General features: G+C 63.0%; 27 protein-coding genes. 19 read left to right on the forward strand and 8 right to left on the reverse strand.

The window, feature by feature from the left end; all coding sequences use genetic code 11:
* The first annotated feature begins 95 nt into the window (after positions 1 to 95).
* The 15 genes from hflX (at position 96) to LAN64_06615 (ending at position 15,322) form a co-directional block, all read left to right on the forward strand.
* Positions 96 to 1,421 (forward strand): GTPase HflX, encoded by a 1,326-nt coding sequence (gene hflX / locus LAN64_06545; protein ID MBZ5567494.1) that lies wholly within the window; start codon positions 96 to 98, stop codon positions 1,419 to 1,421.
* 530 nt (positions 1,422 to 1,951) lie between these two features.
* Complete coding sequence (locus LAN64_06550; protein ID MBZ5567495.1) at positions 1,952 to 2,428, forward strand: hypothetical protein; 477 nt, start codon at positions 1,952 to 1,954, stop codon at positions 2,426 to 2,428.
* Positions 2,425 to 3,192 carry an ATP synthase F0 subunit B gene (locus LAN64_06555; GenBank protein ID MBZ5567496.1) on the forward strand — a complete coding sequence of 256 codons (768 nt, stop codon included), beginning with the start codon at positions 2,425 to 2,427 and terminating at the stop codon, positions 3,190 to 3,192. Before LAN64_06550 ends, LAN64_06555 begins: the two co-directional genes overlap by 4 nt.
* Positions 3,193 to 3,732 carry an ATP synthase F1 subunit delta gene (gene atpH / locus LAN64_06560; protein ID MBZ5567497.1) on the forward strand — a complete coding sequence of 180 codons (540 nt, stop codon included), beginning with the start codon at positions 3,193 to 3,195 and terminating at the stop codon, positions 3,730 to 3,732.
* A 137-nt stretch (positions 3,733 to 3,869) separates the two neighbouring features.
* Positions 3,870 to 5,408 (forward strand): F0F1 ATP synthase subunit alpha, encoded by a 1,539-nt coding sequence (gene atpA, locus LAN64_06565; GenBank protein ID MBZ5567498.1) that lies wholly within the window; start codon positions 3,870 to 3,872, stop codon positions 5,406 to 5,408.
* Between the two features lie 89 nt (positions 5,409 to 5,497).
* On the forward strand, positions 5,498 to 5,659 hold the full coding sequence (locus tag LAN64_06570) for a hypothetical protein (protein MBZ5567499.1): 162 nt from the start codon (positions 5,498 to 5,500) through the stop codon (positions 5,657 to 5,659).
* A gap of 152 nt (positions 5,660 to 5,811) precedes the next feature.
* Entirely contained in the window at positions 5,812 to 6,849 is a 1,038-nt protein-coding gene (gene atpG / locus LAN64_06575; protein ID MBZ5567500.1) for an ATP synthase F1 subunit gamma, read from the forward strand.
* An 81-nt stretch (positions 6,850 to 6,930) separates the two neighbouring features.
* The gene (atpD, locus tag LAN64_06580) at positions 6,931 to 8,376 is read left to right on the forward strand and encodes a F0F1 ATP synthase subunit beta (GenBank protein ID MBZ5567501.1); all 1,446 of its coding nucleotides are present in this window, start codon (positions 6,931 to 6,933) and stop codon (positions 8,374 to 8,376) included.
* Positions 8,377 to 8,443: 67 nt separating this feature from the next.
* The gene (locus LAN64_06585; GenBank protein MBZ5567502.1) at positions 8,444 to 8,851 is read left to right on the forward strand and encodes a F0F1 ATP synthase subunit epsilon; all 408 of its coding nucleotides are present in this window, start codon (positions 8,444 to 8,446) and stop codon (positions 8,849 to 8,851) included.
* A 323-nt stretch (positions 8,852 to 9,174) separates the two neighbouring features.
* Positions 9,175 to 11,784, forward strand: a complete 2,610-nt coding sequence (locus LAN64_06590) for a CHASE2 domain-containing protein (GenBank protein ID MBZ5567503.1) — start codon at positions 9,175 to 9,177, stop codon at positions 11,782 to 11,784.
* Between the two features lie 118 nt (positions 11,785 to 11,902).
* Complete coding sequence (locus LAN64_06595) at positions 11,903 to 12,739, forward strand: Stp1/IreP family PP2C-type Ser/Thr phosphatase (GenBank protein MBZ5567504.1); 837 nt, start codon at positions 11,903 to 11,905, stop codon at positions 12,737 to 12,739.
* Complete coding sequence (locus LAN64_06600) at positions 12,721 to 13,476, forward strand: FHA domain-containing protein (GenBank protein MBZ5567505.1); 756 nt, start codon at positions 12,721 to 12,723, stop codon at positions 13,474 to 13,476. Before LAN64_06595 ends, LAN64_06600 begins: the two co-directional genes overlap by 19 nt.
* Positions 13,477 to 13,634: 158 nt before the next feature.
* A complete protein-coding gene (locus tag LAN64_06605) occupies positions 13,635 to 14,492 on the forward strand; it encodes a 3-hydroxybutyryl-CoA dehydrogenase (GenBank protein ID MBZ5567506.1) in 858 nt (285 codons plus the stop codon).
* Positions 14,493 to 14,526: 34 nt separating this feature from the next.
* A complete protein-coding gene (locus LAN64_06610; protein ID MBZ5567507.1) occupies positions 14,527 to 14,913 on the forward strand; it encodes a hypothetical protein in 387 nt (128 codons plus the stop codon).
* A gap of 40 nt (positions 14,914 to 14,953) precedes the next feature.
* Complete coding sequence (locus LAN64_06615) at positions 14,954 to 15,322, forward strand: hypothetical protein (protein ID MBZ5567508.1); 369 nt, start codon at positions 14,954 to 14,956, stop codon at positions 15,320 to 15,322.
* Positions 15,323 to 15,365: 43 nt separating this feature from the next.
* On the opposite strand, the gene uppS is transcribed toward LAN64_06615, so the two are convergent.
* From uppS to xseA, 7 genes are all read right to left on the reverse strand, one after another.
* Entirely contained in the window at positions 15,366 to 16,166 is an 801-nt protein-coding gene (gene uppS / locus LAN64_06620) for a di-trans,poly-cis-decaprenylcistransferase (protein ID MBZ5567509.1), read from the reverse strand.
* Positions 16,167 to 16,264: 98 nt separating this feature from the next.
* Positions 16,265 to 16,540 carry a transcriptional regulator gene (locus tag LAN64_06625; GenBank protein MBZ5567510.1) on the reverse strand — a complete coding sequence of 92 codons (276 nt, stop codon included), beginning with the start codon at positions 16,538 to 16,540 and terminating at the stop codon, positions 16,265 to 16,267.
* A 100-nt stretch (positions 16,541 to 16,640) separates the two neighbouring features.
* Positions 16,641 to 17,225, reverse strand: coding sequence for a hypothetical protein (locus LAN64_06630; GenBank protein ID MBZ5567511.1), 585 nt, complete (start codon positions 17,223 to 17,225; stop codon positions 16,641 to 16,643).
* A gap of 444 nt (positions 17,226 to 17,669) precedes the next feature.
* Positions 17,670 to 18,329 (reverse strand): hypothetical protein, encoded by a 660-nt coding sequence (locus tag LAN64_06635; GenBank protein ID MBZ5567512.1) that lies wholly within the window; start codon positions 18,327 to 18,329, stop codon positions 17,670 to 17,672.
* A gap of 4 nt (positions 18,330 to 18,333) precedes the next feature.
* Complete coding sequence (gene cdaA, locus LAN64_06640; protein ID MBZ5567513.1) at positions 18,334 to 19,197, reverse strand: diadenylate cyclase CdaA; 864 nt, start codon at positions 19,195 to 19,197, stop codon at positions 18,334 to 18,336.
* Positions 19,198 to 19,284: 87 nt separating this feature from the next.
* Positions 19,285 to 19,719 carry a DUF4442 domain-containing protein gene (locus LAN64_06645; protein ID MBZ5567514.1) on the reverse strand — a complete coding sequence of 145 codons (435 nt, stop codon included), beginning with the start codon at positions 19,717 to 19,719 and terminating at the stop codon, positions 19,285 to 19,287.
* A 28-nt stretch (positions 19,720 to 19,747) separates the two neighbouring features.
* A complete protein-coding gene (gene xseA / locus LAN64_06650) occupies positions 19,748 to 21,118 on the reverse strand; it encodes an exodeoxyribonuclease VII large subunit (protein MBZ5567515.1) in 1,371 nt (456 codons plus the stop codon).
* A gap of 76 nt (positions 21,119 to 21,194) precedes the next feature.
* Here xseA and LAN64_06655 point away from each other — a divergent pair, with 76 nt between their 5' ends.
* Positions 21,195 to 21,653 (forward strand): nuclear transport factor 2 family protein, encoded by a 459-nt coding sequence (locus LAN64_06655; protein ID MBZ5567516.1) that lies wholly within the window; start codon positions 21,195 to 21,197, stop codon positions 21,651 to 21,653.
* Between the two features lie 9 nt (positions 21,654 to 21,662).
* Here LAN64_06655 and LAN64_06660 read toward each other — a convergent pair whose 3' ends face one another.
* Entirely contained in the window at positions 21,663 to 21,887 is a 225-nt protein-coding gene (locus LAN64_06660; protein MBZ5567517.1) for a DUF2905 domain-containing protein, read from the reverse strand.
* Between the two features lie 71 nt (positions 21,888 to 21,958).
* Here LAN64_06660 and LAN64_06665 point away from each other — a divergent pair, with 71 nt between their 5' ends.
* The 3 genes from LAN64_06665 to LAN64_06675 all read left to right on the forward strand — a co-directional run bounded on the left by LAN64_06665 (position 21,959) and on the right by LAN64_06675 (position 24,737).
* On the forward strand, positions 21,959 to 23,257 hold the full coding sequence (locus LAN64_06665) for a hypothetical protein (protein ID MBZ5567518.1): 1,299 nt from the start codon (positions 21,959 to 21,961) through the stop codon (positions 23,255 to 23,257).
* Positions 23,145 to 23,630: a tetratricopeptide repeat protein gene (locus LAN64_06670; GenBank protein MBZ5567519.1), complete on the forward strand. Its 486-nt coding sequence runs from the start codon at positions 23,145 to 23,147 to the stop codon at positions 23,628 to 23,630. The genes LAN64_06665 and LAN64_06670 overlap by 113 nt, the downstream gene beginning before the upstream one ends.
* Before the next feature lie 261 nt (positions 23,631 to 23,891).
* A complete protein-coding gene (locus LAN64_06675; GenBank protein ID MBZ5567520.1) occupies positions 23,892 to 24,737 on the forward strand; it encodes a prohibitin family protein in 846 nt (281 codons plus the stop codon).
* The last annotated feature ends 90 nt before the right edge of the window (positions 24,738 to 24,827 follow it).

Below are 24,827 nucleotides of genomic sequence, written 5' to 3' on the forward strand. Positions count from 1 at the left end.
GCGGTCCCGAATCCAAACGCTGTCTCGAGCGGCTTCGGAGCCGGGGTGCGCTTCACGAAAATCGCGATCGCGATGCCGGGGAACGTGTGTTCCTGGTGGGGCTGGATTATCGGCCACGCGCGCGTGCTGCGGCCAAAGGCGAGGACGGAACGATTCTGGCTTCGGCGCGGGCGGCGCGCGATGCTGCTTCCGTTCCCTCCGCAGCAGGTTCGGCGCGGCAGCCGCAGTTCAGCGCCGAGGAGTCGCTGGCGGAGTTGAAGGAGCTGGCGAGCAGCGCGGGCGCCGCGGTGGTGGGGGAGTTTCTCCAGCACAAGGACAAGCCCGATCCGGCAACGCTGATCGGACGCGGTAAGCTACAGGAGATCGCGGGGGCGGCGGCGATGTCCAGCGCCGACCTGATCATCTTCGATCACGACCTTTCGCCGTCGCAGCAGCGCAACATTGAAAATGAAGTGAAGCCGCGGGTGATCGACCGCACCCAGCTCATCCTCGACATCTTTGCCCGGCACGCGCGCACGCGCGAAGGCCAGTTGCAGGTGGAACTGGCGCAGTTGCAGTACCGGCTGCCGCGGCTAACGGGACGCGGGGTGGAGATGTCGCAACTGGGCGGCGGCATCGGCACGCGCGGCCCGGGTGAAACGCAGCTCGAAACCGACCGGCGAAAAATCTTCCGGCGCATCCGGCACATCGAGGAACGACTGGAGAACGTGCGCAAGATCCGGACACAACAGCGGCAGAGACGGGAATCCGTGCCGGTGGCGACGGTGGCGCTGGTGGGCTACACCAACGCCGGAAAATCCACGCTGTTCAACGCGCTGACGCAGGCGGGAGTGCTGGAGTCGCCGAAGATGTTTGCCACGCTCGACCCGACCCTGCGCGGCGTGACGCTGCCGTCGCGGCGCAAGGCGCTGCTGTCGGACACGGTGGGATTCATCAGGAATCTGCCGCACACGCTGGTGTCGGCGTTTCGCGCGACGCTGGAAGAAGTGCAGCGGGCGGCGCTGATCCTGCAGGTCTCGGACGCGACCAGTCCCATCCGCCAGGAGCAGGAGGCGCAGGTGGAGAAGGTGCTGCAGGAGCTGGGGTCGGAGAAGAAGCCGCGGCTGCGCGTAGTCAACAAGATTGACGCGCTCACCTCGAAGGAGCGCGAGCACCTGCGGGACGACGCGCACACGGTACACGTGTCGGCGCTGCAGGGTCTGGGGCTGGGGACGCTGCTGGACCGGATTGACCAGGCGCTGGAGGAGGATCCGCTGCGGCAGGTGCATTTACAGGTGCCGCAATCGGAAGGCAAGGCGCTGGCCATGCTGGAAGCGGGAGCGCGGATTTATTCGCGGCAGTACCGGGATGGAGTAGTGGAGCTAGAGGCGCAGGCGCCGGAGTCAGTGATGCGGAAGGTGCGAAAGTTTATTGTGGGGTAGCAAGGGAAGCGGATGAATCGCGATTTCACACTAAGCCCACTGCTTCGGATCAGCTACTCTACTGCGATGTCTCCGCCGCCGACAATCGTCCTAACCTCGCTGCTTACGTGGGCCAACAATTCGCAGAAGACCTTTTTGTCATCTCGAATTGAAGGACGAACCGGAAACCGTCTTCGTTGGCGGGTTTTGAGTGTCTGGAAACCTAAATGGGCCAGCGATCAAGAAGCGGTGACATTTCCTTGACCACGGGCCCATTCGACCCTGAATCGGATCGGAGGTGATATCTATATGCTAACCCTCCGGCGGCGAAAGTCAAGCTAAAGCGCAGGTTTTTGCACATGTCGCGGGGCGGGTCCGGAGATTGCCCGCGCCGGATTCGAGAAATTTCCCATGGGTTTAACAGCGGGGCGTGGCCACGCAGCGGAAGTCGGGCAAAATCAAGCAAATGCGCGTTGACAGCCGCTCTGGCGCGATGCTACTTTTGACAATTCAAGTAGCCATCATTCACCTAACCTGGTTCACCCGTCGCCATGGATGAGACGCTCCGACAATTAGGCGGATTACTGCTCGGATCGGTTCCGACCATCCTGCTATTTTCGATTACCTATCTCGCCTACCGAACCATCGTTCACGGAAAACTGGAAGCGGTGCTGAAGGAGCGCTATGCGCGCACCGAAGGCGCGATCGAGCAGGCGCGCGCCGACGTCGCCGCGGCCGAGGCCAAGACCAGCGAGTACGAGCAGCGCCTGCGCGAGGCCAAGATGGCCGTCTTCAAGGCGCAGGAGCAGCGGCGCCAGAAGGCATTGGCGGCGCGCGCTGCAGCCCTGGCGGAAGCGCGCGCACGGGCGGGACAGCAGGTGGCGCGGGCGCGGGAACAGATTGCGCAGGAACTCGACGCGGCAAAGCGACAGTTGCAGCCCGAAGGCGAGCGCTTGGCCGAAGAAGTCATTCGCATCATTCTCAGCCCGGTGGGAGCGGCGCAATATCGGGAAGGCGGTGCGCGATGAGCCGGATCAAGCGTTTGGTCGCGCCTGCGTTGCTGGCAATGTTGTTGCTGGCCGGCGCGGCGGTCGCGCAACCGAAGGCGGCATCAAGTTCAGCGCAGGCGAAATCCGCGCCGGCAGCAAAACCGCAGGAGCCCGCGCGCGAGAAATCCGCGCAGCAGGAGACACCCGGTCAGGAGCTGACGGAAGCGTCGGAACGGGCTGCGGGTGAAGGCGAAGAGAACGCCGAGTTCAAGGAGTCGGCGTCGGTGCGCTTCCTGGCGAAGATTACCGGCCTGAGCCTGCGCTCCGCGTACTGGCTGGCGATTATCATCAACTTCGCGGTCATCGCGGCGGCAGTGATCTGGTTCGCCCGCTCGTCTCTGCCGGGGATGTTCCGCTCGCGCACGCAGTCCATCCGCAAGACGATGGAGGAAGCACAGCGCGCCAGTGCCGACGCCAGCCGCCGGTTGGGCGAGATCGAAAGCCGTTTATCGAAGCTCGACAGCGAGATTGCGGCCATGCGAGCGCAGGCCGAGGCCGACGCCGCGGCGGAAGAGCAGCGCATCAAGGTCGCCGCGGAAGAGGAAGCGCGCAAGGTCGTGGAGTCGGCGGGGCAGGAGGTCGAGGCAGCTTCGCGGCTGGCGCGGCGCAACTTGAAGGCGTACGCGGCGGAGCTGGCAGTGTCGCTGGCGGAGCAGCGTATTCAGGTTGACGCCAAGACCGACCAGGTGCTGGTGGACAGCTTCGTGGGGCAGCTCGGACGAGACGGCAAGGAGGGCAAGTAGATGGCGGCGATCAGCAGCCGTTACGCTCGCGCCTTCGCCGATGTCGTATTCAGCATGAAAATTGCCCCGGCAAGCGTCATGCAGCAGTTGTACGACCTGGCCTCGGCGGTGAAGAGCAACGAGATGTTGCAGCGGGTGTGGGAGACGCCCGCAATTCCCGCGGAGCAAAAGCGCGCCTTGCTGGACGCGATCGTAGCGCGGGAGAACGTCACCAAGCCGGTGCGGAATTTCCTGGCGGTGCTGATTGATCACTGCCGCATTGGGGAATTGGCCGAGATCGCGCGCGGCGTGGAGAGCGAGATCGATGCACGGCTGGGATTCGCCGAAGCCGACGTCACCAGCGCGCGCGAATTGACGGAGCCAGAGAAGCGCGCGCTCGAGGGGAAGATCGAAACCATGACCGGCCAGAAGGTCCGCGCCCATTACGCCACCGACCGCACCATCCTGGGGGGCGCGATCGTGCGGCTGGGCAGCACGATATACGACGGGTCGGTGAAGGGCCAGTTGCATAGGATGAAGGAGCAGTTGGCGGGGGAGTGAAAGCTCTTAGCTATTAGCTTTTGGCTCTTAGCTAAAGCGCGTTTGTCACGATTTCCACTATGAGTCTAGTTGGACAAGAGTTCGAGCTCTAGCGAAGCAAGCAAGAGCGAATAGCTAGGGGCTAAGAGCTGATTTCTATGGCGCAGATTAGAGCTGACGAAATTACGAAACTGATTCGCGAGCAGATCGAGAACTACGAATCGCGCATCGCGGTGGACGAGGTCGGGACGATCATCAGCCTGGGCGACGGCATCGCGCGCGTGCACGGCCTGGACAAGGTCATGGCGGGCGAACTGCTTTCGTTCCCGCACGGCGTAGCCGGCATCGCCATGAACCTGGAAGAAGCGCAGGTCGGCGTCGTGGTGCTGGGCGAATACACCGAACTGAAGGAAGGCGACGAGGTCAAGCGCACCGGACGCATCGCCAGCGTGCCGGTGGGCGAGGCATTGATCGGGCGCGTGGTCAACGCGCTGGGCGAGCCCATTGACGACAAGGGCCCGATTGCTACCAAGGCCTTCCTTCCCGTCGAACGAATCGCGCCGGGCGTCATTGACCGTCAGCCGGTGCGCGAGCCGATGGCTACCGGTCTGAAGGCGATTGATGCCATGATCCCGATCGGCCGCGGACAGCGCGAACTGATCATCGGCGACCGGCAGACGGGCAAGACTGCGATCGTGCTGGACACCATCATCAACAACAAGGGCAGGGACCTGATCTGCATCTACTGCGCCATCGGACAGAAGCGCTCTTCGATTGCGCAGGTGGTGAAGATCCTGGAAGACAAGGGGGCGATGGACTACACCATCGTCGTGGCCGCGTCGGCTTCCGAGCCGGCGCCGATGCAGTACATTGCGCCCTACGCGGCCTGCGCCATGGGCGAGTATTTCCGCGACAAGGGCAAGCACGCGATCACGTTCTACGATGATTTGTCGAAGCACGCGGCGTCCTACCGCGAAATTTCGCTGCTGTTGCGGCGTCCGCCGGGGCGCGAGGCGTATCCGGGCGACGTGTTTTATTTGCACTCGCGGCTGCTGGAGCGCGCCGCCAGGCTGAGCGACAAGAACGGCGGCGGTTCGCTGACCTCGCTGCCGGTGATCGAGACGCAGGCGGGCGACGTTTCCGCCTACATTCCGACCAACGTGATTTCCATTACCGACGGCCAGATTTACCTGGAAACCGACCTGTTCAACTCCGGCATCCGGCCGGCGGTGAACGTGGGCTTGTCGGTGAGCCGCGTCGGCGGCAGCGCGCAGATCAAGGCCATGCGCCAGGTTGCCGGCACGCTCAAATTGGAGCTGGCGCAGTTCCGCGAACTGGCGGCGTTCGCGCAGTTCGGCAGCGACTTGGATAAGGCAACGCAGGCGCAGCTCAACCGCGGCCAGCGTCTGGTGGAAATCCTGAAGCAGGACCAGTACACTCCACTGCCGTTCAGCAAGCAGATTCTCATCATCTTCGCCGGAACCGGCGGCTACCTTGACGACCTGCCGGTGGAGCAGTGCCGCGAGTTTGAAAGGGCGATGTACGCCTACGTCGATACCATGAATCCCGGGCTACTGAAGCAGATCGAGGAGAAGAAGGCGCTCGACGACGCGTTGAAGGCCGACATGGCGAAAATGGTGAAGGAAGCCAAGGAGCGCTTCGTCAGCGAACGGCAGATGGCGGCGGCAAAAGCGTAAGGCAATTTGTAATTGGGCAATTTGTAATTTGAAATTTCGCCGGTTGCACCAAAATTACAAATTGCAGATTACAAATCATGGAGGTCGCCATGACTTTGGAAGAGCTAGAAACTCTGATCGACGATACCAAGCGGCTGCCGCGTGCGGCGGACAAAGTCGCGCTGGCCACGGCGCTGGGCGTGCTGGAAGTGGCGCGGCAGTTGGCGATCATGAATGCCGCGCTCGCAGAGCAGTCCAAGGCGAGGAGTTAGTTGTGAGTTCCGAGTTGCGAGCCGGAACAGCAGATTCCTCGCGGGCTGAAGCCCGCTCGGAATGACAAGAACTTACAACGGCGGTTTCGCACGGCTAAAGCCGTGCGCTTCCACGGTGGATCGTGGTTTAGGAGCTAACGGCTAAGAGCTAAATGGCTAACGTTCTCGACATTCGGCGGCGGATTCGCAGCGTGCGCAACACGCGGCAGATCACCAAGGCGATGAAGATGATCTCCGCGGCGCGGTTGCGGCGGGCGCAGGAGCGCGCCCTGTCCGGACGTCCGTACGCGCAGATGCTGACCAACGTGCTCAAATCGCTAGTCTCGCGCGCGGAAATTTTCGATCCGGAAACCGGTGCGCCGCGACATCCGCTGCTGGCGCAGCGTCCGGAGAAGAACATCCTGGTCATCGTGGTCACCGCTGACCGCGGGTTGGCGGGCGCCTTCAATGCCAACATCGTGAAGGCGGCGGCGCGCTTCCTGGCCGCGAACGAGGGCAAGAACATCGACATCGAAGCGGCCGGACGCAAAGGCCGCGACTTCTTGCGCCGCCGCTTCCCGACCGCAACCCCGGAGCAGGTGGAGCGCGCGGGCGCGGTGCAGATCGTCGGCGAACACATCGGCGTGCTCGGCAAGCTGCAGTTCGAGTACGTGCGCGATTTCTCCGAAAGCGTGATCGACCGTTACACCAAAGGCGAGATCGATTCGGTGTACGTGCTGTACAACGAATTCAAGTCGGTGATCGCGCAGCGGCTGGTGGTGGAGAAGGTGCTGCCGATCGAGGAAATCGGCGAAAAGACCATCGCACAGGCCGAGGAGCTGACCAAGGAGGAGCGCGAGATGCGCGCCGAAGCGGCCAAGTCGGCCGGCGTTTCGCTGGGCGAGGCGGACACCGCGGAGATGGACCGGCGCGCGGCGGCCTTTGCCACGGCGCAGGTGGACTACATCTACGAGCAGCCGCCCGCCGAGTTGTTCCGCGACCTGCTGCCGAAGTACGTGGCGGTGCAGATCTATCGGTCGATGCTGGAGTCCACGGCGGCCGAACATGCGGCTCGCATGACCGCCATGGATTCGGCTACCAGCAATGCCGACGAGATGATTGACAAGCTGACGCTGGCGATGAACCGCGCCCGCCAGGCCAAGATTACCAAGGAAATCATCGAGATCGTGAGTGGAGCAGCGGCGCAATAGTTTCCTGTTTCGAGTTTCCGGTTTCCAGTTGGGAAACCGGACGGCTGGAACTAGAAACTGGAAACTGGAAACCGAATTCTTATGGCAGAGAACATCGGAAAAGTGATTCAAGTTGCCGGGCCGGCGGTGGACGTGCAGTTCAGCGAAGCCACCCTGCCACCCATCTATGAGGCGCTGCGCGTGGTCAGCGAAGGCTTCAGCGTGCCCACGCCCATCGACGTCATCCTGGAAGTGGAGCAGCACTTGGGCGAAGGGCGGGTGCGCTGCGTCGCCATGCTGCCCACCGACGGCATGGTGCGCGGCATGAAGGCGATCGACCAGGGCGGGCCGATCCGGGTGCCTGTGGGCCGCGGCACGCTGGGGCGCGTGATGAACGTGATCGGCGATTCGGTGGACAACCTGGGTCCAATCCAGGCCACTGAGAGGGCGCCGATTCACCGCCTCGCGCCGGCCTTCGACGAGCAGGCCACCTCGGCGGAAATGTTTGAAACCGGCGTCAAAGTCATTGACCTGATCCAGCCGTTCCTCAAGGGCGGCAAGATCGGGCTGTTTGGCGGCGCGGGCGTGGGCAAGACGGTCGTGATCATGGAATTGATCAACAACGTCGCCAAGCAGCACGGCGGATTTTCCGTGTTCGGCGGCGTCGGCGAGCGCACCCGCGAAGGCAATGACCTGTGGCTGGAGATGACCGAGTCGGGCGTGATCGTGCCCGGCGATCCGTCGAAATCCAAGGCTGCGCTGGTCTATGGCCAGATGACGGAGCCGCCGGGGGCGCGCCTGCGCGTGGCCCTGACCGCGCTCACGGTCGCCGAGTACTTCCGCGACGGTGAAGGCGCCGACACCCTGTTGTTCATTGACAACATATTCCGCTTTACGCAAGCGGGTTCGGAAGTGTCCACGCTGCTGGGCCGCATGCCCTCCGCCGTCGGGTACCAGCCGAACCTGGCGACCGAGATGGGCGAGTTGCAGGAGCGCATCACTTCCACCAAGAAGGGCTCGGTGACGTCGGTGCAGGCCATTTACGTGCCCGCCGACGACCTCACCGACCCCGCTCCGGCCACGACCTTCGCTCACCTGGACGCGACTACTGTGCTCTCGCGCGCGCTGACCGAGTTGGGCATTTATCCGGCGGTGGATCCGCTGGCTTCCACCTCGCGCATTCTCGATCCACATGTGGTGGGCGAGGAGCATTACGACGTAGCGCAGCGCGTGAAGCGAATCCTGCAGCGCTACAAGGACCTGCAGGACATCATCGCCATTCTGGGCATTGACGAGTTGAGCGAAGACGACAAGCTGATCGTCGCCCGGGCTCGCAAGGTGCAACGCTTCCTGTCGCAGCCCTTCCACGTGGCCGAGCAGTTCACCGGCATGCAGGGCCGGTACGTGAAGGTGGCGGAGACGATCAAGGGCTTCAAGGAAATCGTCGAAGGCAAGCACGACGACATCCCCGAACAGGCCTTCTACATGAAAGGCGGGATCGAGGAAGTGGTCGAGCACGGCAACCGGCTGAAGGCGGCGGCGGCGTAAAACACATTTCAGTTTCAGTTTCGAGGCTCAGCCGTTGGGCGCTGGAACTGAAACTGAATCTGAAGCTATGGCCGAAACCTTACAACTCGAAATCGTCACTCCCGAGCGGCTGGTGGAGAAAGATGTCGTGGAGGAGATCCAGATTCCCGGCAAGAACGGGTACCTGGGGATCCTGCCGGGACACGCGCCCCTGATCACCGAACTTGGAGTGGGCGAAATTACCTACAAGGCCGACGGCATGGCGTACTACGTCGCGGTGGCGTGGGGCTTCGCCGAGGTGCTGCCGGACAAGGTAACGATTCTGGCGGAGACGGCCGAGCGCGCCGAGAACATTGACGTGGAACGCGCGCGCAAGGCGAAAGAGCGCGCCGAAGAGCGTCTGCGCTCCGCCAGCGGAGAAGTAGACTACCAGCGCGCGCTGGTCGCGCTGGACCGGGCATGCGCGCGCCTGGACGTCGCGGAAAAGAAGAGATAGGCTTCAGGCTTCAGGCTAGAAGACGGCCGCATCGTGCGGCCGTTTGTCTTTCGATTACCTCCCTGTCTCTTTGGTGTGGCAGGGTCCCAAGCTTCGCGAGCCATTCTGAAACTGGCGGGACGATAAACCGGCAAAAGGACCATAAAATTCTTGCGTTTCCGGGAAATCCGTAAGTACAATCCGCCAACCTCCCCCACGTACCGCAGGGGCCGGATTTGCCCCGCAAATCGCCGGACGGGATCACTGCCGGAACAGGTGCGAGCGGCTGATCCACCCTTGGTCGTCCGGCACACGCTGAGAGCATGGGAACGGAGCGCGGAACTATGGCCAAGCCAAAGTTTCACTGGACGGATGTCGCGCTGGGTGCGGTAGTCAGCATCCTGGTACTGTTGGTCTTCTGGATGCAATGGGCGGAGGGGTTGGAAGGCAAACTCTTCGACATGCGGGCCAAACTCCGCGCCCGCGCCAAGACCGCCGAAAACGTGGTGTTGGTCGGCATTGATGACGACAGCATCCGGCAGATCGGACGCTGGCCCTGGCCTCGCTCCTACATGGCGGAGATGGTGGATCAACTGGCCGAGGCGCAAGCCAAGGTCATCGGCTTGGATATTTTCTTTTCCGACGCCGAGTTGAACCCCGGCCTGCAGGAAGTGCGCAAAATCAAGGCAGAGTACGCCTCCAAAGTGGGCGCCAAGAGCGGTGGCGGCACGGCGGTGAAAGCGGGAGCTGAAATCACCGCCGCGGATTTGGCGCGGGCGGCGGCGCGCGCTTCGGCACGGGCCAAGACCGGCGCCGAGCAGGAGTTCGTTTCCATCCTGGATTCGGCGGACAAGCGCCTCGACAACGACGCCCACCTGGAAGATTCCCTCGCCCTGGCACAAAACGCCGTGCTGCCCATGTACTTCACGCTCGGCACGCCGATGGGCAAAGTGGACAAGCCGATCCCGGAAGAAATCGCGAAGAATTTTGTTGCCAATGTGAAGTCCGACGGCTCCGTCACCGCCGCGCAGGATTTCACTCCTCCCTATGAGCGTTTCGCTAAGGTCGCCAAGGCCATCGGGCAGGCAAACCTCACGCCATCGCCCGACGGCGTGCAACGTGAAGTGCCGCTGGTGGTGGACTTCAACGGCAAGCTGTTCCCGTCGTTCGCGCTGCAGTGCCTGCGCGCGTTCTACAACCTGGAGTCGGATGACTACCGCTTCACGCCCGGCAAGGAACTGGTGCTGGGCCGCGCGCACATTCCCGTCGACCCGCAGGGGCGCATGCTGGTGGACTACGCCAAACTGGAGAACCTGACCGGCGTGAAATTCTCCGACGTGCGCAACAAGAAAACTCCGGCCGAGGTGTTCAACGGCAAGATCGTGCTTATCGGCATGATCGCCACCGGCGGCGGCGACCTGTACACCTCGCCCGTCGGCACGCAATTTCCGGGCATGGCGATTCACGCCAGCGTGATTCAGAACATCATCAATGGCCAATACCTGATCCGGCCGGAGTGGGCGGGCAAGGCTGAACTGGCGCTGCTGATCCTGTTCGCGCTCTTTGTTTCCCTGGCCATCCCGCACATGAAGGCCGGGCACAGCGCCATCATCGCGGTGGTGCTGCTCGCTCTCGTCATCGGCGGCGGCATTTACCTGTTCACTGCCTACGGCTACTGGCTGAAGATGGCCTATCCGGCGCTCATGCTGGTGGCTGGCTACACCGTCGTGGTCTCGAAACGCTACCTGGTCACCGAAAAGCGCACGGAAGTGCTGGAAGGCGAATCGGCCGAGACTAACAAGATGCTCGGCCTCTCCTTCCAGGGTCAGGGCATGCTGGACATGGCCTTCGAGAAGTTCCGCAAGTGCCCGGTGGACGACTCCATGAAAGACGTTCTCTACGGCCTGGCGCTGGACTTCGAACGCAAGCGCCAGTTCAACAAAGCGGTGCAGGTCTTCGAACACATTGCCACCGTGGACAAGAGGTTCAAGGACATCGCGGAACGCTCCCAGAAGCTGCGCATTGCGGGCGAGACGGTTATCCTGGGCGGGCGCAGCGGCCTACGAGCGGGCGGCGATTCCACCGTGCTGGTGCAGGGGGGCGTCTCCGATCTGGCCAAGCCCACGCTCGGCCGCTACGAAGTGATGAAGGAACTGGGCAAGGGCGCCATGGGCGTGGTCTATCTCGGCAAGGACCCGAAAATCAACCGCGAGGTGGCAATCAAGACCCTGCGCTTCCAGGACGAGTTCGATCCGCAGGACATGCAGACAATGAAGGAGCGCTTTTTCCGGGAGGCGGAGTCGGCCGGGCGTCTGGTGCACCCCAACATCGTCACCATCTACGACGCGGGCGACGACGGCGACATCAGCTACATCGCCATGGAACTGCTCAGCGGCAACGACCTGAAGGACTACACCAGCAAGGACAAGCTGCTGCCGGTGGCGGAGACACTGGAGACCATGGCCAAGGTCGCCGACGCGCTGGATTACGCGCACTCGCAGAACGTGGTGCACCGCGACATCAAGCCCGCCAACATCATGCGTTTGAAGGACGGCAAGATCAAGGTGACCGACTTCGGCATTGCGCGCATCACCTCGCAGTCGAAGACCGCAACCGGAACGGTGATGGGCACGCCGTCCTACATGTCGCCGGAGCAATTGGCCGGCGCCAAGGTGGACGGCCGCGCCGACTTGTTCTCCTTGGGGGTGACGATGTACGAGTTGCTCACCGGCGAGAAGCCGTTTACCGGCGAGACGGTGGCCACCCTGATGTACCGCATCGCCAACGCGCCGCATCCGCCGATCGAGCAGGCGCGCGCCGATTTGCCGGTGGGCTGCCGCGCCGTCATCGACCGGGCTTTGGAGAAGGACCCGAACAAACGCTATCAGCGGGGCAGCGAGATGGCGGCCGACTTGCGCGCGCTACTCACTAAGACGGCGTGGGCGGGAGCGTAAGAGCGAGAGTCTAGTTTCGAGTTTCCAGCGCCGGGCACGCGGTGAATGGGTTTTGGTTCCAGAGCGAAAGAACTAGAAAACAGAAACTGGAAACTGATTTAGGATTACGCGGAAGACGATGAGCCTCACAGTCGAAGTTGCCGGGAAAACCGACGTTGGATGCGTCCGCAAGAACAACGAGGACAACTTCGGCTACGACTCGCGCTGCGGAATTTACGTGGTCTGCGACGGCATGGGCGGCCAGGCTGCCGGAGAAGTCGCCAGCAAGATGGGGGTGGACGTCATCCTCACCTACTTTCGTGAGGCGAAGAAGAACGGCTCCTATCCAACGGTGGGCCCGCCGATGGATGGCGTCTCGGAGCGCGCCAACGCGCTGGGCAGCGCGATCCATCTGGCCAACGAGGCGATTTACGAAGCCGCCACCAGGCACCAGACGCAATCGGGAATGGGCTCCACCGTCGTCGGCGTCCTGGTCGGCGCCGGGTTCTTCTCCATTGGGCATGCGGGAGACAGCCGCATTTACCTGATCCGCGAAGGCGCCATCCAGCAGCTCACCAGGGACCATTCGCTGGTGATGGAGCAAGTGCGCCGCGGGCTGCTGACCATGGAAGAAGCGCTGCACTCGGAGATGCAGAACATCATCATCCGCGCCCTCGGTCCCGAGGAGAAAGTGCAGCCCGACCTGGACGACATGATGGCGCAGCCCGGCGACGTCCTGCTGCTGTGCAGCGACGGCCTGATCCGTCATGTTCCCGACGACAGCATTCTTGAAGTCGTACAGGGAACCATCAGCCTGCAACTGATGGCCGACCGGCTGATCGACGCCGCCCGCGACGGCGGCGGGTCCGATAACATCACCGTGCTGCTCCTGCGCTTCGAGGAGCTGCCCTGGTACAAAAAATTTTTCCGCTGGCTCTTCGGCGGAGGGAGTCCCAAATGGCAAAACTCTATCTGAAGTTCGAACAGGCAGTTCTGAAGGAGTTCTCGCTCTCCCAGGGCGTGGTAACCATCGGGCGGCTGCCGGACAACCTCATCCAGGTGGACAACCTCGCCGTGTCCGGCCATCACGCCAAGATTTACTGGGACGTGGACCATTATGTCCTGGAGGACAACAACAGCCTGAACGGCACCTTCGTCAACAACCGCCGCATCAGCAAGGCGGTGTTGAAGGACGGCGACGAGGTGCTGATCGGCAAGCACACCGTCGCCTTCAAGGACGAGCGGCACCCGGAGGCGTCCGGCAAACCCACAGTCGAGAGAACCGTGGCCGTGGTCCCGACGCTGGAGGCCACCGTCGTGCTCGACACCCGCAAGGCGAAGGAGATGCTGGCGCGCCAGGCGCCCACACCGCCCTCGCCGGCGCCCGCTGCCGCCGTGCCCGCTCCCGCCAGAGAGCGCACCGGGATGCTGACCGTCATGTCCGGCAAGACCGACCAGTCGCAGTACGTCCTGACGGGTAAGCTGAACGTCATCGGTAAGAGCGACATGGCCTCGATCAAGCTCAGAGGTTGGTTCGCCCCCAAGGTCGCCGCGGTGATCAACCATCGTGATGGGAAGTACTTCATCGCCGCTTCGGAGACGAACATCAAGGTGAAGGTCAATGACGAGAGGATTGCCGGCCAGCACGAGCTCGGCGATGGCGACGTGGTGGAAGTCCACCGCGTGAAGATGACCTTCAGCTACAACGACTAGCGGCAGCCCATAGCGGGCCACGAATTTCCACGGATCAGCACGGATCAAGCAAGGTTGATCGGTGGCGATCCGTGGCCGATTTGTTTTGTGCCATCCACCAGCGACTAGCGACCTGTTCTGCTACACTGCTCGGCTTTCATTTCCTCAGCGAGGCAATCATGGACATCAAGACCGTCGGTGTGCTCGGCGCGGGCACCATGGGCAATGGCATCGCGCATGTGTTCGCCAAGTCGGGCTACAAGGTCGTGCTGCGCGACGTGGAGCAGCGTTTCCTCGATCGCGCCATGGACATCATCTCCAAGAATCTTGAGCGCGAGGTCAAAAAGAACAAGATCACGGCCGAGCAGCGCACGCAGGCGCTGGCTCACATCACGCTGGGCGTGGACCGCGGCGCGCTGGCCGCCTGTGACTTCGTGGTCGAGGCGGCCACCGAGAAGTTCGAGATCAAGGCCGAACTGTTCCGCGAACTCGACCGCATCTGCCGGCCGGAAATCATCCTATCGTCGAATACCTCTTCCATTTCCATCACCAAGCTGGCGGCGCTGACCAGGCGCCCGGACAAGGTGATCGGCATGCACTTCTTCAATCCCGTGCCGATGATGAAGCTGGTGGAGGTGATCCGCGGCCTGGCCACGTCGCAGCCGACGTTCGACGCAGTCGTCGACTTGGCAAAGAAGCTGGATAAAACGCCGGTCGAGGTGAACGATTTTCCCGGCTTCGTCGGCAACCGCGTGCTCCTTCCCATGTTGAACGAGGCGATGTACGCGGTGATGGAGGGCGTAGCCACGCCGGAAGCGGTGGACGAGGTCTTCCAGCTCGGCATGGCGCATCCCATGGGGCCGCTGACGCTGGCCGACTTCATCGGCCTTGACGTTTGCCTGGACATCATGCGCGTGTTGCACGCCGGCCTCGGCGACCCCAAGTATCGGCCCTGCCCGCTGCTGATCAAGATGGTGGACGCGGGCTGGCTGGGGCGGAAGAGCGGTCGCGGGTTTTACCAATATGATGGCAAGTAGAGACGAGTGCAGCGCCCTGACGCGGAGACGAAAATTGTTGTTCGCCGCCGCGCTTGCTGCCGGGGCGTTTTTCCTGGCAGCCCATGCGGACGACAAGCCCACCTCGATTGCCGCCGCGGCGGCCGCGGTCGAAGCCAACATGAAGACGCGGGAAGGCAAAGCTTACGACGAGCAGTTCACCAAAGAACTCGGCAATCAATACCTGGCAGTGATGAAGGACTGCCAAGGAAAGGCTGGCGCCGACCTTCGCAGTTTCGACATGCTGGTCAGGATCGAGAAGGACGGTTCGGTAAAGGAGATCTTGCTTTATCCGCCGACGAAGATCTCGCAATGCCTGCGCGAACCGCTGTTGAAAGGCAGGTTTTCGCCGCCGCCCAAGCCCGCCTACTGGGTGGACATTCACATGATCGTCCGTCATTAAGTCCAGTCGCTTGGCGTGCGAAAACCGTACACTGGAAACGATGGCCGCAGCTTCACCAGGATCGGTCTCCGCCCACGGCCGCGCTGACTGGCCATTCACCATCTTTGCGCTGGCCTTCGGCGCGCTGATCGGCTACGCGCAATTGCGATTGGGCGAGCTGGCGATTTCGGCGTTACTCGTGGCTATGGCGACCATGTTTCTCGGGGCGGTGCGTCCGCAGCGGCCGTGGTTATGGGCGTTGCTGGTGGCGCTCGGCGTCCCGGCGGCACAGTTCGTCGCGTACCTCGGGCGCGAACATTTCACGCGCGGCGCGATCTTCGGCTCGTTTGCCCTGCTGGCGCCTGCGTTCGTGTGCGCGTACGGCGGCGCGGTCGGGCGGAAACTGGTGGACGAGCTACTCTCCAAATAGTCTCCGTTTCAGTCTGGAGCCAGGCGCGCTGGAGGAAACGGCTCTAAGTGACGCTGAGCGCTGGTTCATTCGCCATTGGCAACGGCGTGCCGGCGGCGGTCTCCGGCACGCCGCCGAACCTCCGCTCGCGCCGGTGAAACGCCGCGACCGCCAGCGCCAAATCGTCGCCGTCAAAGTCCGGCCACTTGCGCGGCGTGAATACGAACTCGGCATAGGCAGCTTCCCACAGAAGGAAGTCGCTGATGCGCTGCTCGCCCCCGGTCCGGATCAGCAAGTCCAAGTCGCAGGCCGAGTCGGCGTACATGGCGTCGGCCATGGCCTGTGCGAACGCCTGGCTGGTCAGCAGGCTCGGGCGCTCGCCGTCCCGCATGGCCAGCGCCGCTTCCAGGGCGGAGCGCCGCGCGGCCTCGAGGATAACTTCGCGCGCGGAATAATCTACCGCCAGCCGGACGAGGAGCCGGCGTCCGTTCTGGGTGGCCTCTTCAGTCACTAAAATCGCGTGCTGCAGCCGGACGGGTAGGCGGTCGCGACGGCCGATAACGCTGATGCGCACGCCTTTCTCGACGCACTCCGCGGTTTGCGACCGCAGGTAGCGCAGGAACAGCTTCATCAGGGCATCGACTTCAGCACGCGGCCGCCGCCAGTTGTCGCTGGAGAAGGCATAGAGGGTCAGCGTGCCAATGCCGAGGTCCGGTGCAGCCTCGGTCACACGGCGCACCGCCCCGGCGCCGGCGCGATGCCCCGCCACCCGCGGCAGCCCGCGGGCGCGCGCCCAGCGGCCGTTACCGTCCATGATGATGCCCACATGCAAAGCGGACTTCCCGTTCGCTCCGTCATTGCTCATGCTCGTTCCCTTCTTCCGTCAGGTCCGCTAAGCGAGAGCCGCAAACCAAGAATGCGATGCAAATAACTTTGCTTCACAAAGCTACCACCCAAAAAAATTTACCCTTCGCGGGTGGCGCGAATGATCTCTTCCATGCGGTCGAGATAGCGCTGCAACGACCTGCGGCCGGTGCCGGTCAGCCAGTACTCCGTCTTGGGAACCCGCCCATCGAAATACTTGTCGCAGCCCAGGTAGCCGGCCTCTTCCAGCTTGCGCGCGTGCACGCTGAGGTTGCCGTCGGTGGTGTTCAGCAGCCGTTTCAGTTCGTTGAAGCTGAGGCGCTCGTTGACCGCCAGCGCGCTCACGATGCCCAGCCGGATGCGCTCGTGGATCATTGGATCCAGTTCCGGGACCGCCTGCTCTGCCCGTGGACGCGCCGCCGCGCCGGCCCGCCGGACCGGTTCTTCCCGCTCGCCGTGCCGTCTTTCGTGTGCCTTAGCCACCGTGCCTCCTTGCGATCAGATACCCGAACACCGCGTGCAGCCCGCAAAAGCCAGCCAGCATGAACCAGTTCTCCCACGCGCCCGCCGCCAGCAAGGCCAGTCCTCCCAGCATCATGAAGCAACTTCCCATGGCGGGCACGATGCGCACGGAGAAGGCGCCGCCGCTCACCACCGCCGTGCCGTACAGCAGAAGCCACATGCCGGGGATGGCGCCCAGCGAACCCGCACGATAGAGGGCAGCGGTCAACACTCCGCCGACCAGCATCGGGGGCATGAAGTTGAGCAGAAAACGACGTCCCGGGCCGGAAAATAGCGGCACGCGTGCGCGGCGGGCCTTGCGCTGCATCGTCCCCATGGCCAGCGCGAGCGCAACCACCGCCTCCGCCAGCCAAACCGTCATCCAGCGCTCGAAGCGCGCTCCATGCGCCAGCGCGGCCGCGGCCAGCGCGGTGGCCGCCATGCCCACCATGCCCCAGCCGGGCACGGCGGTAAACGACCCCGAGTTCTCCAGGGTCTGGCGAATGAATCGCAGGTCATCGAGCGCGTTCGCCGGGGCGAGGGGAACGGCCGGCCGGATCCGCGCGCCGCGGCATCGCCTTGCCTCCGCCATGGGGGTAGAAATACCGCGGATGCTCGCTCTTGTCAAGTACTTTATATAGCAAAGCAGAAAGCCCCGATGTGATAGACCAGGCACCGGCCGCTAAAAGGTATCTGGCTCAGCGGCTTTCCCGGCCTTACGAATCGTGTGAGAACTTCAGTCGTGCCTGCGGCGCTGAACGATCTTTCCACTATGCCCCGCCGCTGAAGCGGCGGGCTATTCTCAATCGCCCCGCTGGGGCTGCGATGTCGCTGTTTCGCGCCGCCAGCAATCATGCGACCGATTCTCACAAAGACTCTTATGGACCGGGCTGTTTTCCATCGCCCGCTTCGACTTTGCGCAGGGCAGGCTCTGCGGGACTAAGGACGCGCCGGTCCGCAGGAATGCAGCACCGAACGAAGCGGATGAGATGGCCGCCCGCCACTATTTCGTCGATTTTTCCGTGGTCACCGTCACCCGGATAGGGCTGGGATCGGCCAGCCGGACCAGCGGATCGGAAACGTAGGCGTGGGTGACGAAGGTCGCCGTGCCCACCACGCCGGAGGCGTCCACCGGGTCGGTGATCGCGGTCTCCACGCTCTCGACGTGCGTCGCCGGGCCCACGATGGTTACCATCTGCGGGGTGGGCGTGACCTTCTCGATGCGGTATCCGGTAGCAAAGGTGCCCATCACCCGCGGCTTGACCTCGACCTGGCGGGTCTGGCGCCTGTCGAAGCTGATGCGGATTTGGCCAGGTACGGCCTGCACCACCTGCAAACCATCAGGAACGTGAATGAGGTTGGGCGCCAGATCGTAGGTGCGCTCGCCGGGCTGCGTGTTGGCCAGGTCAATCACCGCGTGCACCTCCGAGGGTACCAGATCGCGCACCTCGTGCACCGGGCCTCGCACCCGCACCTGCACCTGGGGGATGGTCTCGGAGCTGATCTCCAGGTGCTCCGGCGAGTTGTGAAATTCTATGGGCACGTTCAATGCGACCTCCGCCACCGGATCGCGCGTAATCGCCATCCACAGCAGGACCGCCACGGCGAGCGACAACAGCTTCAGCCCGAAGTTGTGGAAGACGTATTTGCGAAGGAAGTCCATCGCTTCAATCGTGTGAATCGCCGGCGCGTTCCAGCTTGGGCGGCGCCAAGCGGCGTTCCGCCTGCTCCGGCGTGGTCGCGACCGGGGTCGGCAGCGTAGTCGCAGGCACGTAGCGCCGGAGCAAGTCGCTGAGACGCGCGCGCAGTTCCTCCACCGTGATGTCGCGCTCGATGTTGCCGGCCACCGCGATGCTGATCGCCCCGGTTTCTTCCGACACAATGACCGCGATCGCGTCCGTCTCTTCGGTGATGCCGATTCCGGCGCGGTGCCGCGTACCCAGTTGCGTGGAGAGCACCGGGTTCATGGACAGCGGCAGGAAGCAGGCGGCGGCGGCGATGCGGTCTTTCTGAATGATGACCGCGCCATCGTGCAGGGGCGCGCTGGGGCGGAAGATGGTGGCGAGCAGGTCGTAGGACATCTGCGCGTCCATGGGCACGCCGCTTTCGATATAAGTGCGCAGCCCGATCTCGCGCTCGATCACCACCAGCGCACCGGTCTGGTTCTGGGCGAACAGGTTGGCGGCCATCACGATGTCGTCATAACTCTCCGCCACCGCGGCCGACATGCGCGAGAGCGTCAGTCTCCTTCCCAGCTTGGCGAGCGCGAAGCGGATCTCCGCCTGGAAAACGACGATGAGAGCAAAAATTGCGTACGGCAGCAGCGTCCCCACCAGCCAGTTGACGGTTTTGAGCTGCAGCGCGTGCGCCAGGTAAAAGGCCAGCGTCAGTCCGCCGATTCCCACCAGAATGGGCACCGCGCGCGTGCCCCGGATGAGCACCAGGAACTCGTAAATGAGCGCGGCCACCAGCACGATGTCGACCACCGACACCGCCGACACGTGTGGCCACTGCAGCCAGGCTGGCGTCACTTACGCGCTCCTTTCGTGATATCCGCCCCTTCAATTGTAATGCAAATCGAGTGATGCTCGCGAAGGGATGGAGTGGCGGAGTGCTACTTATGGCGAGTTCTTCTTGCGCACGTGCAGTACCTTTTGCACCTCGGCGATCACGGCGCCAGATTCGTCCCGGACTTCGACCGTGAACGTGGGCTCGATCTTTTCCTGAGTTTCCAAGTCGCGGCGAATTGCTTCGATCTGCTCGCCGGACAAACGAAACCGCGCCACGACCTTGCCCTTGCCCGGCTTGCGCAAGCGGATGTTCGCCGACTTGTCCCACACGATATAGTCGCAACCCAGGTTCTGGATCAGCATCAGCATGTAGAAGGGATCGGTCATGGAATATAGCGACCCTCCGTAGTGGGTGCCGACAAAATTGGAGTTCCAGAACCGCAACTTCATTTCGACATCGACTTCTTTCCAGTCGGGCTGCAGGCGTTTCACCCGGATTCCCGCGCCCAGGAACGGCGGCCACAGGTTCAGCAGGGATCGCATGTGGCGCTTCAACAGTGTTGGCAAGTCTCTACTCCGTTGTCTTCGTCACGGTGGCGTTGATGTTACCGCGATGCACCCGGGCGCGGATTTCGTCCCCGGGTCTGAGCTGTAGCGCATCTTTGACCAGACTTCCTCTGGCATCGAACACCAGCGCGTATCCGCGCTCCAGGATGTTCAACGGCGAAAGCGCCTGCAACTTTCCGCGCAGTCCGTCCAGCCAAGCACGATGCTTCATCAAATCAGCCCGCGTGGCCGCCGCCAAGGCTGATGTGTGCGCCTCGATGTCCCGCCGCATGGCCTCCAGCGTCCGCCGCATGTCGCGGGCGCGCACCCGCGCTGTCGCCGTATCCAATCGCTGCCGATACTGTTGCAGGTGCCGCCGCTCCGCCGATGCCAGCCGGAACAGAAGCTCATCAAGCCGCTGCCGGCGGCGCCCGATCACATCGCTCATGCGCGCGAAAGCCCCGTGTTGGGCCAGTTGCGTCAGCGTCTGCCTGGCCATCAGCAACTGGTAACGCGCGGCGCGCGCCAGCCGCTGGCGCAACGTGGCCACGCGCTGCTCGAGCTGGTGCTGCGACTCGATTACCAGCTCCGCCGCCGCCGACGGGGTGGGCGCGCGCAGGTCGGCTACGAAATCCAGGATGGTGAAGTCGGTTTCGTGCCCGATGGCGGAGATCAGCGGCACCTCGGAGGCCGTCGCGACGCGCGCCAGCGCTTCGTTGTTGAAGGCCGCCAAGTCTTCGATCGATCCGCCGCCGCGCGCGACCACGATAACGTCGACGTTGCTTGCGCGATTGAAATATCGAATACCGGCGCTGACCTCGCCCGCCGCAGCCTCGCCCTGCACCTGCGCGGGATAGATCAGCACGTTAAGCCCGCGATGCCGCCGCCGCACGATGTTGACGATGTCGCCAATAGCGGCGCCGCGTGGCGAGGTTACCACGCCAATCCTGCGCGGCAGGACCGGGATCGGCTTTTTGCGCGACGGGTCGAACAATCCTTCGGCCGCGAGCTTCTGCTTCAGTTGCTCGAATGCGATCTGCAGCGCGCCGGTGCCCTTGGGCTCCAGACACTCGGCGCAGAGTTGCAGCTCGCCGCGCGGCTCGTACACCGTCACCCGCCCGCGCGCGATCACCGCCATCCCGTCCGCAGGCCTGAATTTCAGCAGGCGCGCCTGCGAACGGAACATCACCACCCGCACCTGTGCGCCATCTTCTTTGAGAGTGAAATAAAGGTGTCCCGACTCCGCCGGGCGGAAATTGGAAATTTCGCCCTCCACGAAGACGTCGGTGTACTCGCGCTCGACCGCGGTGCGCACTGCGCTGATCAGGTCCTTGACGGTCCAGATGCGGCGCGACGGCGCCTGAAAGCTAAACCCCAGTTGGTCGGGAAGGGACATCGAAGGCAGTGTAACTCAGGCAGGCTTCAAGCTTGAGGCTGCAGGCTTCACGCGCAGGGCTTAGTATATTGCCGCCATGCGACTAACCGTCACCCTCGCCGCTTCGCTATTGCTGCTGGCTCTCAGCGGGACGCCGACCGCCCAGGTTGATCCCAGCTCGTCTGCCGAACGGCAGATTCGGCAACTCCACGCCCAACTCATCCAGGGCTATCTTCACAACGACGCCGGCTTGCTGAACCGCGTTTTGGCCGACGAGTACACGTTCATCGACGATTCCGGCCGATTCCTCTCCAAGGCGCACATCATCGAGAGCTTTCGCTCCGGAGACCACCACATTTTTTCTTATGACATAAGCGAGGAGAAGGTCCACATTTACGGCAACGCGGCGGTCATGACCTACCGCTACGTCTCGAAGGAAAATTACAAGGGCCAGGATGAACGCGGCAACGATCGCATCACCCGGGTGTTTGCGAAGCAGCACGGAAGGTGGCAGATCGTAGCCGGGCAGGAGAGCAGGATTTCGTCGCCCAACTAGATTGGTTTGCTATCGGCTGAACTTGCCAATCAAATAAAGCACGACCGACAGCACAATGCTGAGCAAGATGGATGTCATGATCGGGAAATACACGGTCGTACTCTTGCCGCGATAGACAATGTCCCCCGGCAGCCGGCCGATGGGCAAATGCGCGCGCGCGCCCAATACCAGAGCCATGCCAAACACCACCAGCAGCACGCCGAAGAAAATCAGGACTTTTCCGAGCGCCGTCATTGCCGTCAATTCTATAAGCGCCCAGCTACCAGGCGCCAACTGCCAGCTACCCTATAATGACCTCACACCCCATGTCTTCCAACCCGCAGCTCAGCCGCGCTGAGACCGTCCGTTCCTGGTACGAGAAGCGCTGGGTTCCTCCGGCACTGGTCTGCGGACTGGTGTTGCTGGTGTACGCGGGCGCCATCCGCTTCGATTTCGTATACGACGACGATACCCAGATTCTGCGCAACCCCTGGCTGACCTCGTTCTCTTACCTGCCGCGCTACTTCACCTCGCATGTCTGGGCGTTTTCCAACATCGTCGGCGCTTACTGGCGACCCCTGTTCCTCATCTGGCTCCTCGTACAGCGCACCCTGTTCGGCGCGCATCCGGCGATGTGGCACCTGGACAGCGTTCTGCTGCACGTCGCCGCCACCGGCTTCGTTTACCCGCTGGCGCGCCGCCTGGCCCGCGACCGCGTTGCCGGCATGATCGCGGCGCTGATCTTCGGCCTGCATCCCGCGCTCATCGAGAGCGTCGCCTGGATCTCCGGCGTCACCGACCCGTTGCTCGCCGTCTGCCTCGTGCCCGCGTTCCTCGCGTACCTCAACTGGCGTGGTGTGGCGCCGGTCCGCGGCCCGAGTGAGGCCGGTCAGCATCGCAACCCACGATGGCTCGTGCTGTCCCTTGTCCTCTACGCCCTCGCCCTGATGTCGAAGGAGCCGGCGGTGGTGCTGCCAGCGCTCATCTTCGCCTACGAGTGGATCTACTCGGATCACTCGCGGTTCCGCCGCACCCGCGACGCCCTCATCCCCGTGCTTCCCTACGTGCCGGTGACCATCGTGTACGCCGCCGTGCACCTCATCGTTCTGCAACGCGTGGACTACTCCCGCACGCTCACCACGCCGCTGCGCACGCTGCTCACCTCGCCGTCGCTGTTCTTGTTTTACCTGCGCACGCTGGTCTTTCCGGCGCTCATCAGCCCGCATTACAACTTCAAGCTGGTGATGGGATTTTCCTTTACGCGCGTGATTGTGCCGGCGGTGATGGTGATCGCCGTGGCCGCCTTGCTGTACGTATCGGCACGCCGCAACCGCGATCGACTGACCGCCTTCGCATCGGTATGGATCGTGCTTCCGCTTCTGCCCGCGTTTTACTTGGCGCCGCAGGGGCCGCACGACTTCGCGCACGCCCGCTATCTCTATCTGTCCTGCATCGGCTTCGGCATCATGATCGCCAGCGCGATTCGACGCCTCCGCCCTGTTCACGCGCGGCGTGGCCATCGGGCCCGACAACCCCACTGCGCTTACCGGGCTGGGCATCGAATACGGCAAGCGCGAGCGCTACCCGGAAGCGATCCAGCTTTTCCAGCGCGCGCTCGCCATTGATTCCACCGACTGGCACCCCAACTTTTCGCTCGGCTACACCTACTTCGTGCTCGGCCGCTACGCGGAAGCGGAGCCGCTCATCGCCCGCGCTGTCTCGCTGAACCCGTGGGGCGCCGACCCCGACCAGTTCGCCTATCTCGGCTTGGTCGAAATGAAGCTCGGCGATCTCCCCAAAGCCGAGGCCGCTATCCGCCAGGCCGCGACCCGGCAGCCCGGCCGTGAGCAGTTTCGCTATGCTCTGGGGCTCATTTACGAGCAGGAAGGCGAGCTCGCCGAAGCCGCCCACGAATTCAAGGCCACGGTTGACATCAATCCCAACAACGCTGACGCCCGCGCCCGCCTTGCCCGCGCCCAAGCTGCCGCCGCCCGCTAGCAACCACCCCTCAACGCATTCACCGCGGCGAGTCGAACGAACACGGGTCGCAAGTTACAACAGATCGCACGGCGGCTCGACATTTCTCCGCGATTGCGGCTTGGACGCCGCAAAATCGCACATGAGCCGTACAATGCAAGCACTTCGGTACTCAAAAACGGAGTTCCTGATTCAGGGCTTCCGACGCCCGTTCCGGCCCCGGCCGGGCGATTTTGAATTCTTCCTGAAGGGCTTTGCCGCCAGGGCCAGAATGGAGCTGTCATGTCGGAATATGGATTCGGTCGGCCGAAGATCATTGAGGGCTCAGGCGGTACGATCCTGCGTTCGGCTGGGATCGGCGCAGCGGTTGTGATCGTGCTAGTGCTGGTGTGGACCTCGATTGCCTATGTTCCCGCCGGCCACGTCGGTGTGCTGACGCTGTTCGGCCGGGTTACCGGCGACGTGCTGCCGGAAGGCACGCACGTAGTGAATCCTTTCAAAGTCAACAACACCCTGTCGGTCCGCACGCAGGAGATCAAGGAGACCGCCAGCGTCCCCTCCAACGAAGGGCTGATCATTACCCTGGACACCTCGCTGCTGTTTCGCCTCAACCCCGCGCAAGCTTCAGAAGTCTACCGTTCCCTGGGCCCGCGTTACGCCGAGTTGGTGGTCGAGCCCAACCTGCGCTCGGCCATTCGCGAAGCTACGGCTTCCCACTCCGCCAATGCGCTTTACTCCAGCGAGCGCGAGCGGGTGGCGCTGCAGATCACGGAAACGCTCACGCGCGAGCTGAACAAACGCGGAGTCATTGTGGAGAACATCCTGCTGCGGGATATTCAGCTTCCGGCGGCGCTGAAAACTTCCATCGAAACCAAGCAGCAGGCGGAGCAGGAATCATTGGCGATGAGTTTCCGCCTGCAGAAGGAGAAGCAGGAAGCCGAACGCAAGCGCATCGAAGCAGCCGGCATTCGTGATTTTCAACAAATTGTGGCCCAGGGCATCAGCCCGCAACTGCTGGAATGGAAGGGTATCGAAGCCACCGAGACGCTGGCCAAAAGCGCTAACTCCAAAATCGTCGTCATCGGCAACCCGAAGAATGGGCTTCCCCTGATCCTCGGGCACCAGTGAGTGCGCGGCGCAGTGGGTGATGCGCCAGTGGGAACGGTCGGGGATAGCTGGAGAAAGGGCTGTTAGAGCATCAGTTGATGGTGCGACACC

The sequence above is a fragment of the Terriglobia bacterium genome (assembly GCA_020073185.1).
Taxonomy (GTDB): Bacteria; Acidobacteriota; Terriglobia; order Terriglobales; family Acidobacteriaceae; genus JAIQGF01.

Bases quoted from the DNA above. Each gene is read 5' to 3' on its own strand.
- atpG (MBZ5567500.1), top strand. From the start codon at position 5,812: ATGGCTAACGTTCTCGACATTCGGCGGCGGATTCGCAGCGTGCGCAAC.
- LAN64_06590 (MBZ5567503.1), top strand. From the start codon at position 9,175: ATGGCCAAGCCAAAGTTTCACTGGACGGATGTCGCGCTGGGTGCGGTA.
- atpA (MBZ5567498.1), top strand. From the start codon at position 3,870: ATGGCGCAGATTAGAGCTGACGAAATTACGAAACTGATTCGCGAGCAG.
- LAN64_06655 (MBZ5567516.1), top strand. From the start codon at position 21,195: ATGCGACTAACCGTCACCCTCGCCGCTTCGCTATTGCTGCTGGCTCTC.
- LAN64_06570 (MBZ5567499.1), top strand. From the start codon at position 5,498: ATGACTTTGGAAGAGCTAGAAACTCTGATCGACGATACCAAGCGGCTG.
- atpD (MBZ5567501.1), top strand. From the start codon at position 6,931: ATGGCAGAGAACATCGGAAAAGTGATTCAAGTTGCCGGGCCGGCGGTG.
- LAN64_06555 (MBZ5567496.1), top strand. From the start codon at position 2,425: ATGAGCCGGATCAAGCGTTTGGTCGCGCCTGCGTTGCTGGCAATGTTG.
- LAN64_06585 (MBZ5567502.1), top strand. From the start codon at position 8,444: ATGGCCGAAACCTTACAACTCGAAATCGTCACTCCCGAGCGGCTGGTG.
- LAN64_06615 (MBZ5567508.1), top strand. From the start codon at position 14,954: ATGGCCGCAGCTTCACCAGGATCGGTCTCCGCCCACGGCCGCGCTGAC.
- LAN64_06645 (MBZ5567514.1), bottom strand. From the start codon at position 19,719: ATGCGATCCCTGCTGAACCTGTGGCCGCCGTTCCTGGGCGCGGGAATC.
- LAN64_06665 (MBZ5567518.1), top strand. From the start codon at position 21,959: ATGTCTTCCAACCCGCAGCTCAGCCGCGCTGAGACCGTCCGTTCCTGG.
- LAN64_06660 (MBZ5567517.1), bottom strand. From the start codon at position 21,887: ATGACGGCGCTCGGAAAAGTCCTGATTTTCTTCGGCGTGCTGCTGGTG.
- LAN64_06625 (MBZ5567510.1), bottom strand. From the start codon at position 16,540: ATGATCCACGAGCGCATCCGGCTGGGCATCGTGAGCGCGCTGGCGGTC.
- LAN64_06550 (MBZ5567495.1), top strand. From the start codon at position 1,952: ATGGATGAGACGCTCCGACAATTAGGCGGATTACTGCTCGGATCGGTT.
- xseA (MBZ5567515.1), bottom strand. From the start codon at position 21,118: ATGTCCCTTCCCGACCAACTGGGGTTTAGCTTTCAGGCGCCGTCGCGC.
- LAN64_06595 (MBZ5567504.1), top strand. From the start codon at position 11,903: ATGAGCCTCACAGTCGAAGTTGCCGGGAAAACCGACGTTGGATGCGTC.
- LAN64_06675 (MBZ5567520.1), top strand. From the start codon at position 23,892: ATGTCGGAATATGGATTCGGTCGGCCGAAGATCATTGAGGGCTCAGGC.
- LAN64_06605 (MBZ5567506.1), top strand. From the start codon at position 13,635: ATGGACATCAAGACCGTCGGTGTGCTCGGCGCGGGCACCATGGGCAAT.
- LAN64_06600 (MBZ5567505.1), top strand. From the start codon at position 12,721: ATGGCAAAACTCTATCTGAAGTTCGAACAGGCAGTTCTGAAGGAGTTC.
- uppS (MBZ5567509.1), bottom strand. From the start codon at position 16,166: ATGAGCAATGACGGAGCGAACGGGAAGTCCGCTTTGCATGTGGGCATC.
- atpH (MBZ5567497.1), top strand. From the start codon at position 3,193: ATGGCGGCGATCAGCAGCCGTTACGCTCGCGCCTTCGCCGATGTCGTA.
- LAN64_06635 (MBZ5567512.1), bottom strand. From the start codon at position 18,329: ATGGACTTCCTTCGCAAATACGTCTTCCACAACTTCGGGCTGAAGCTG.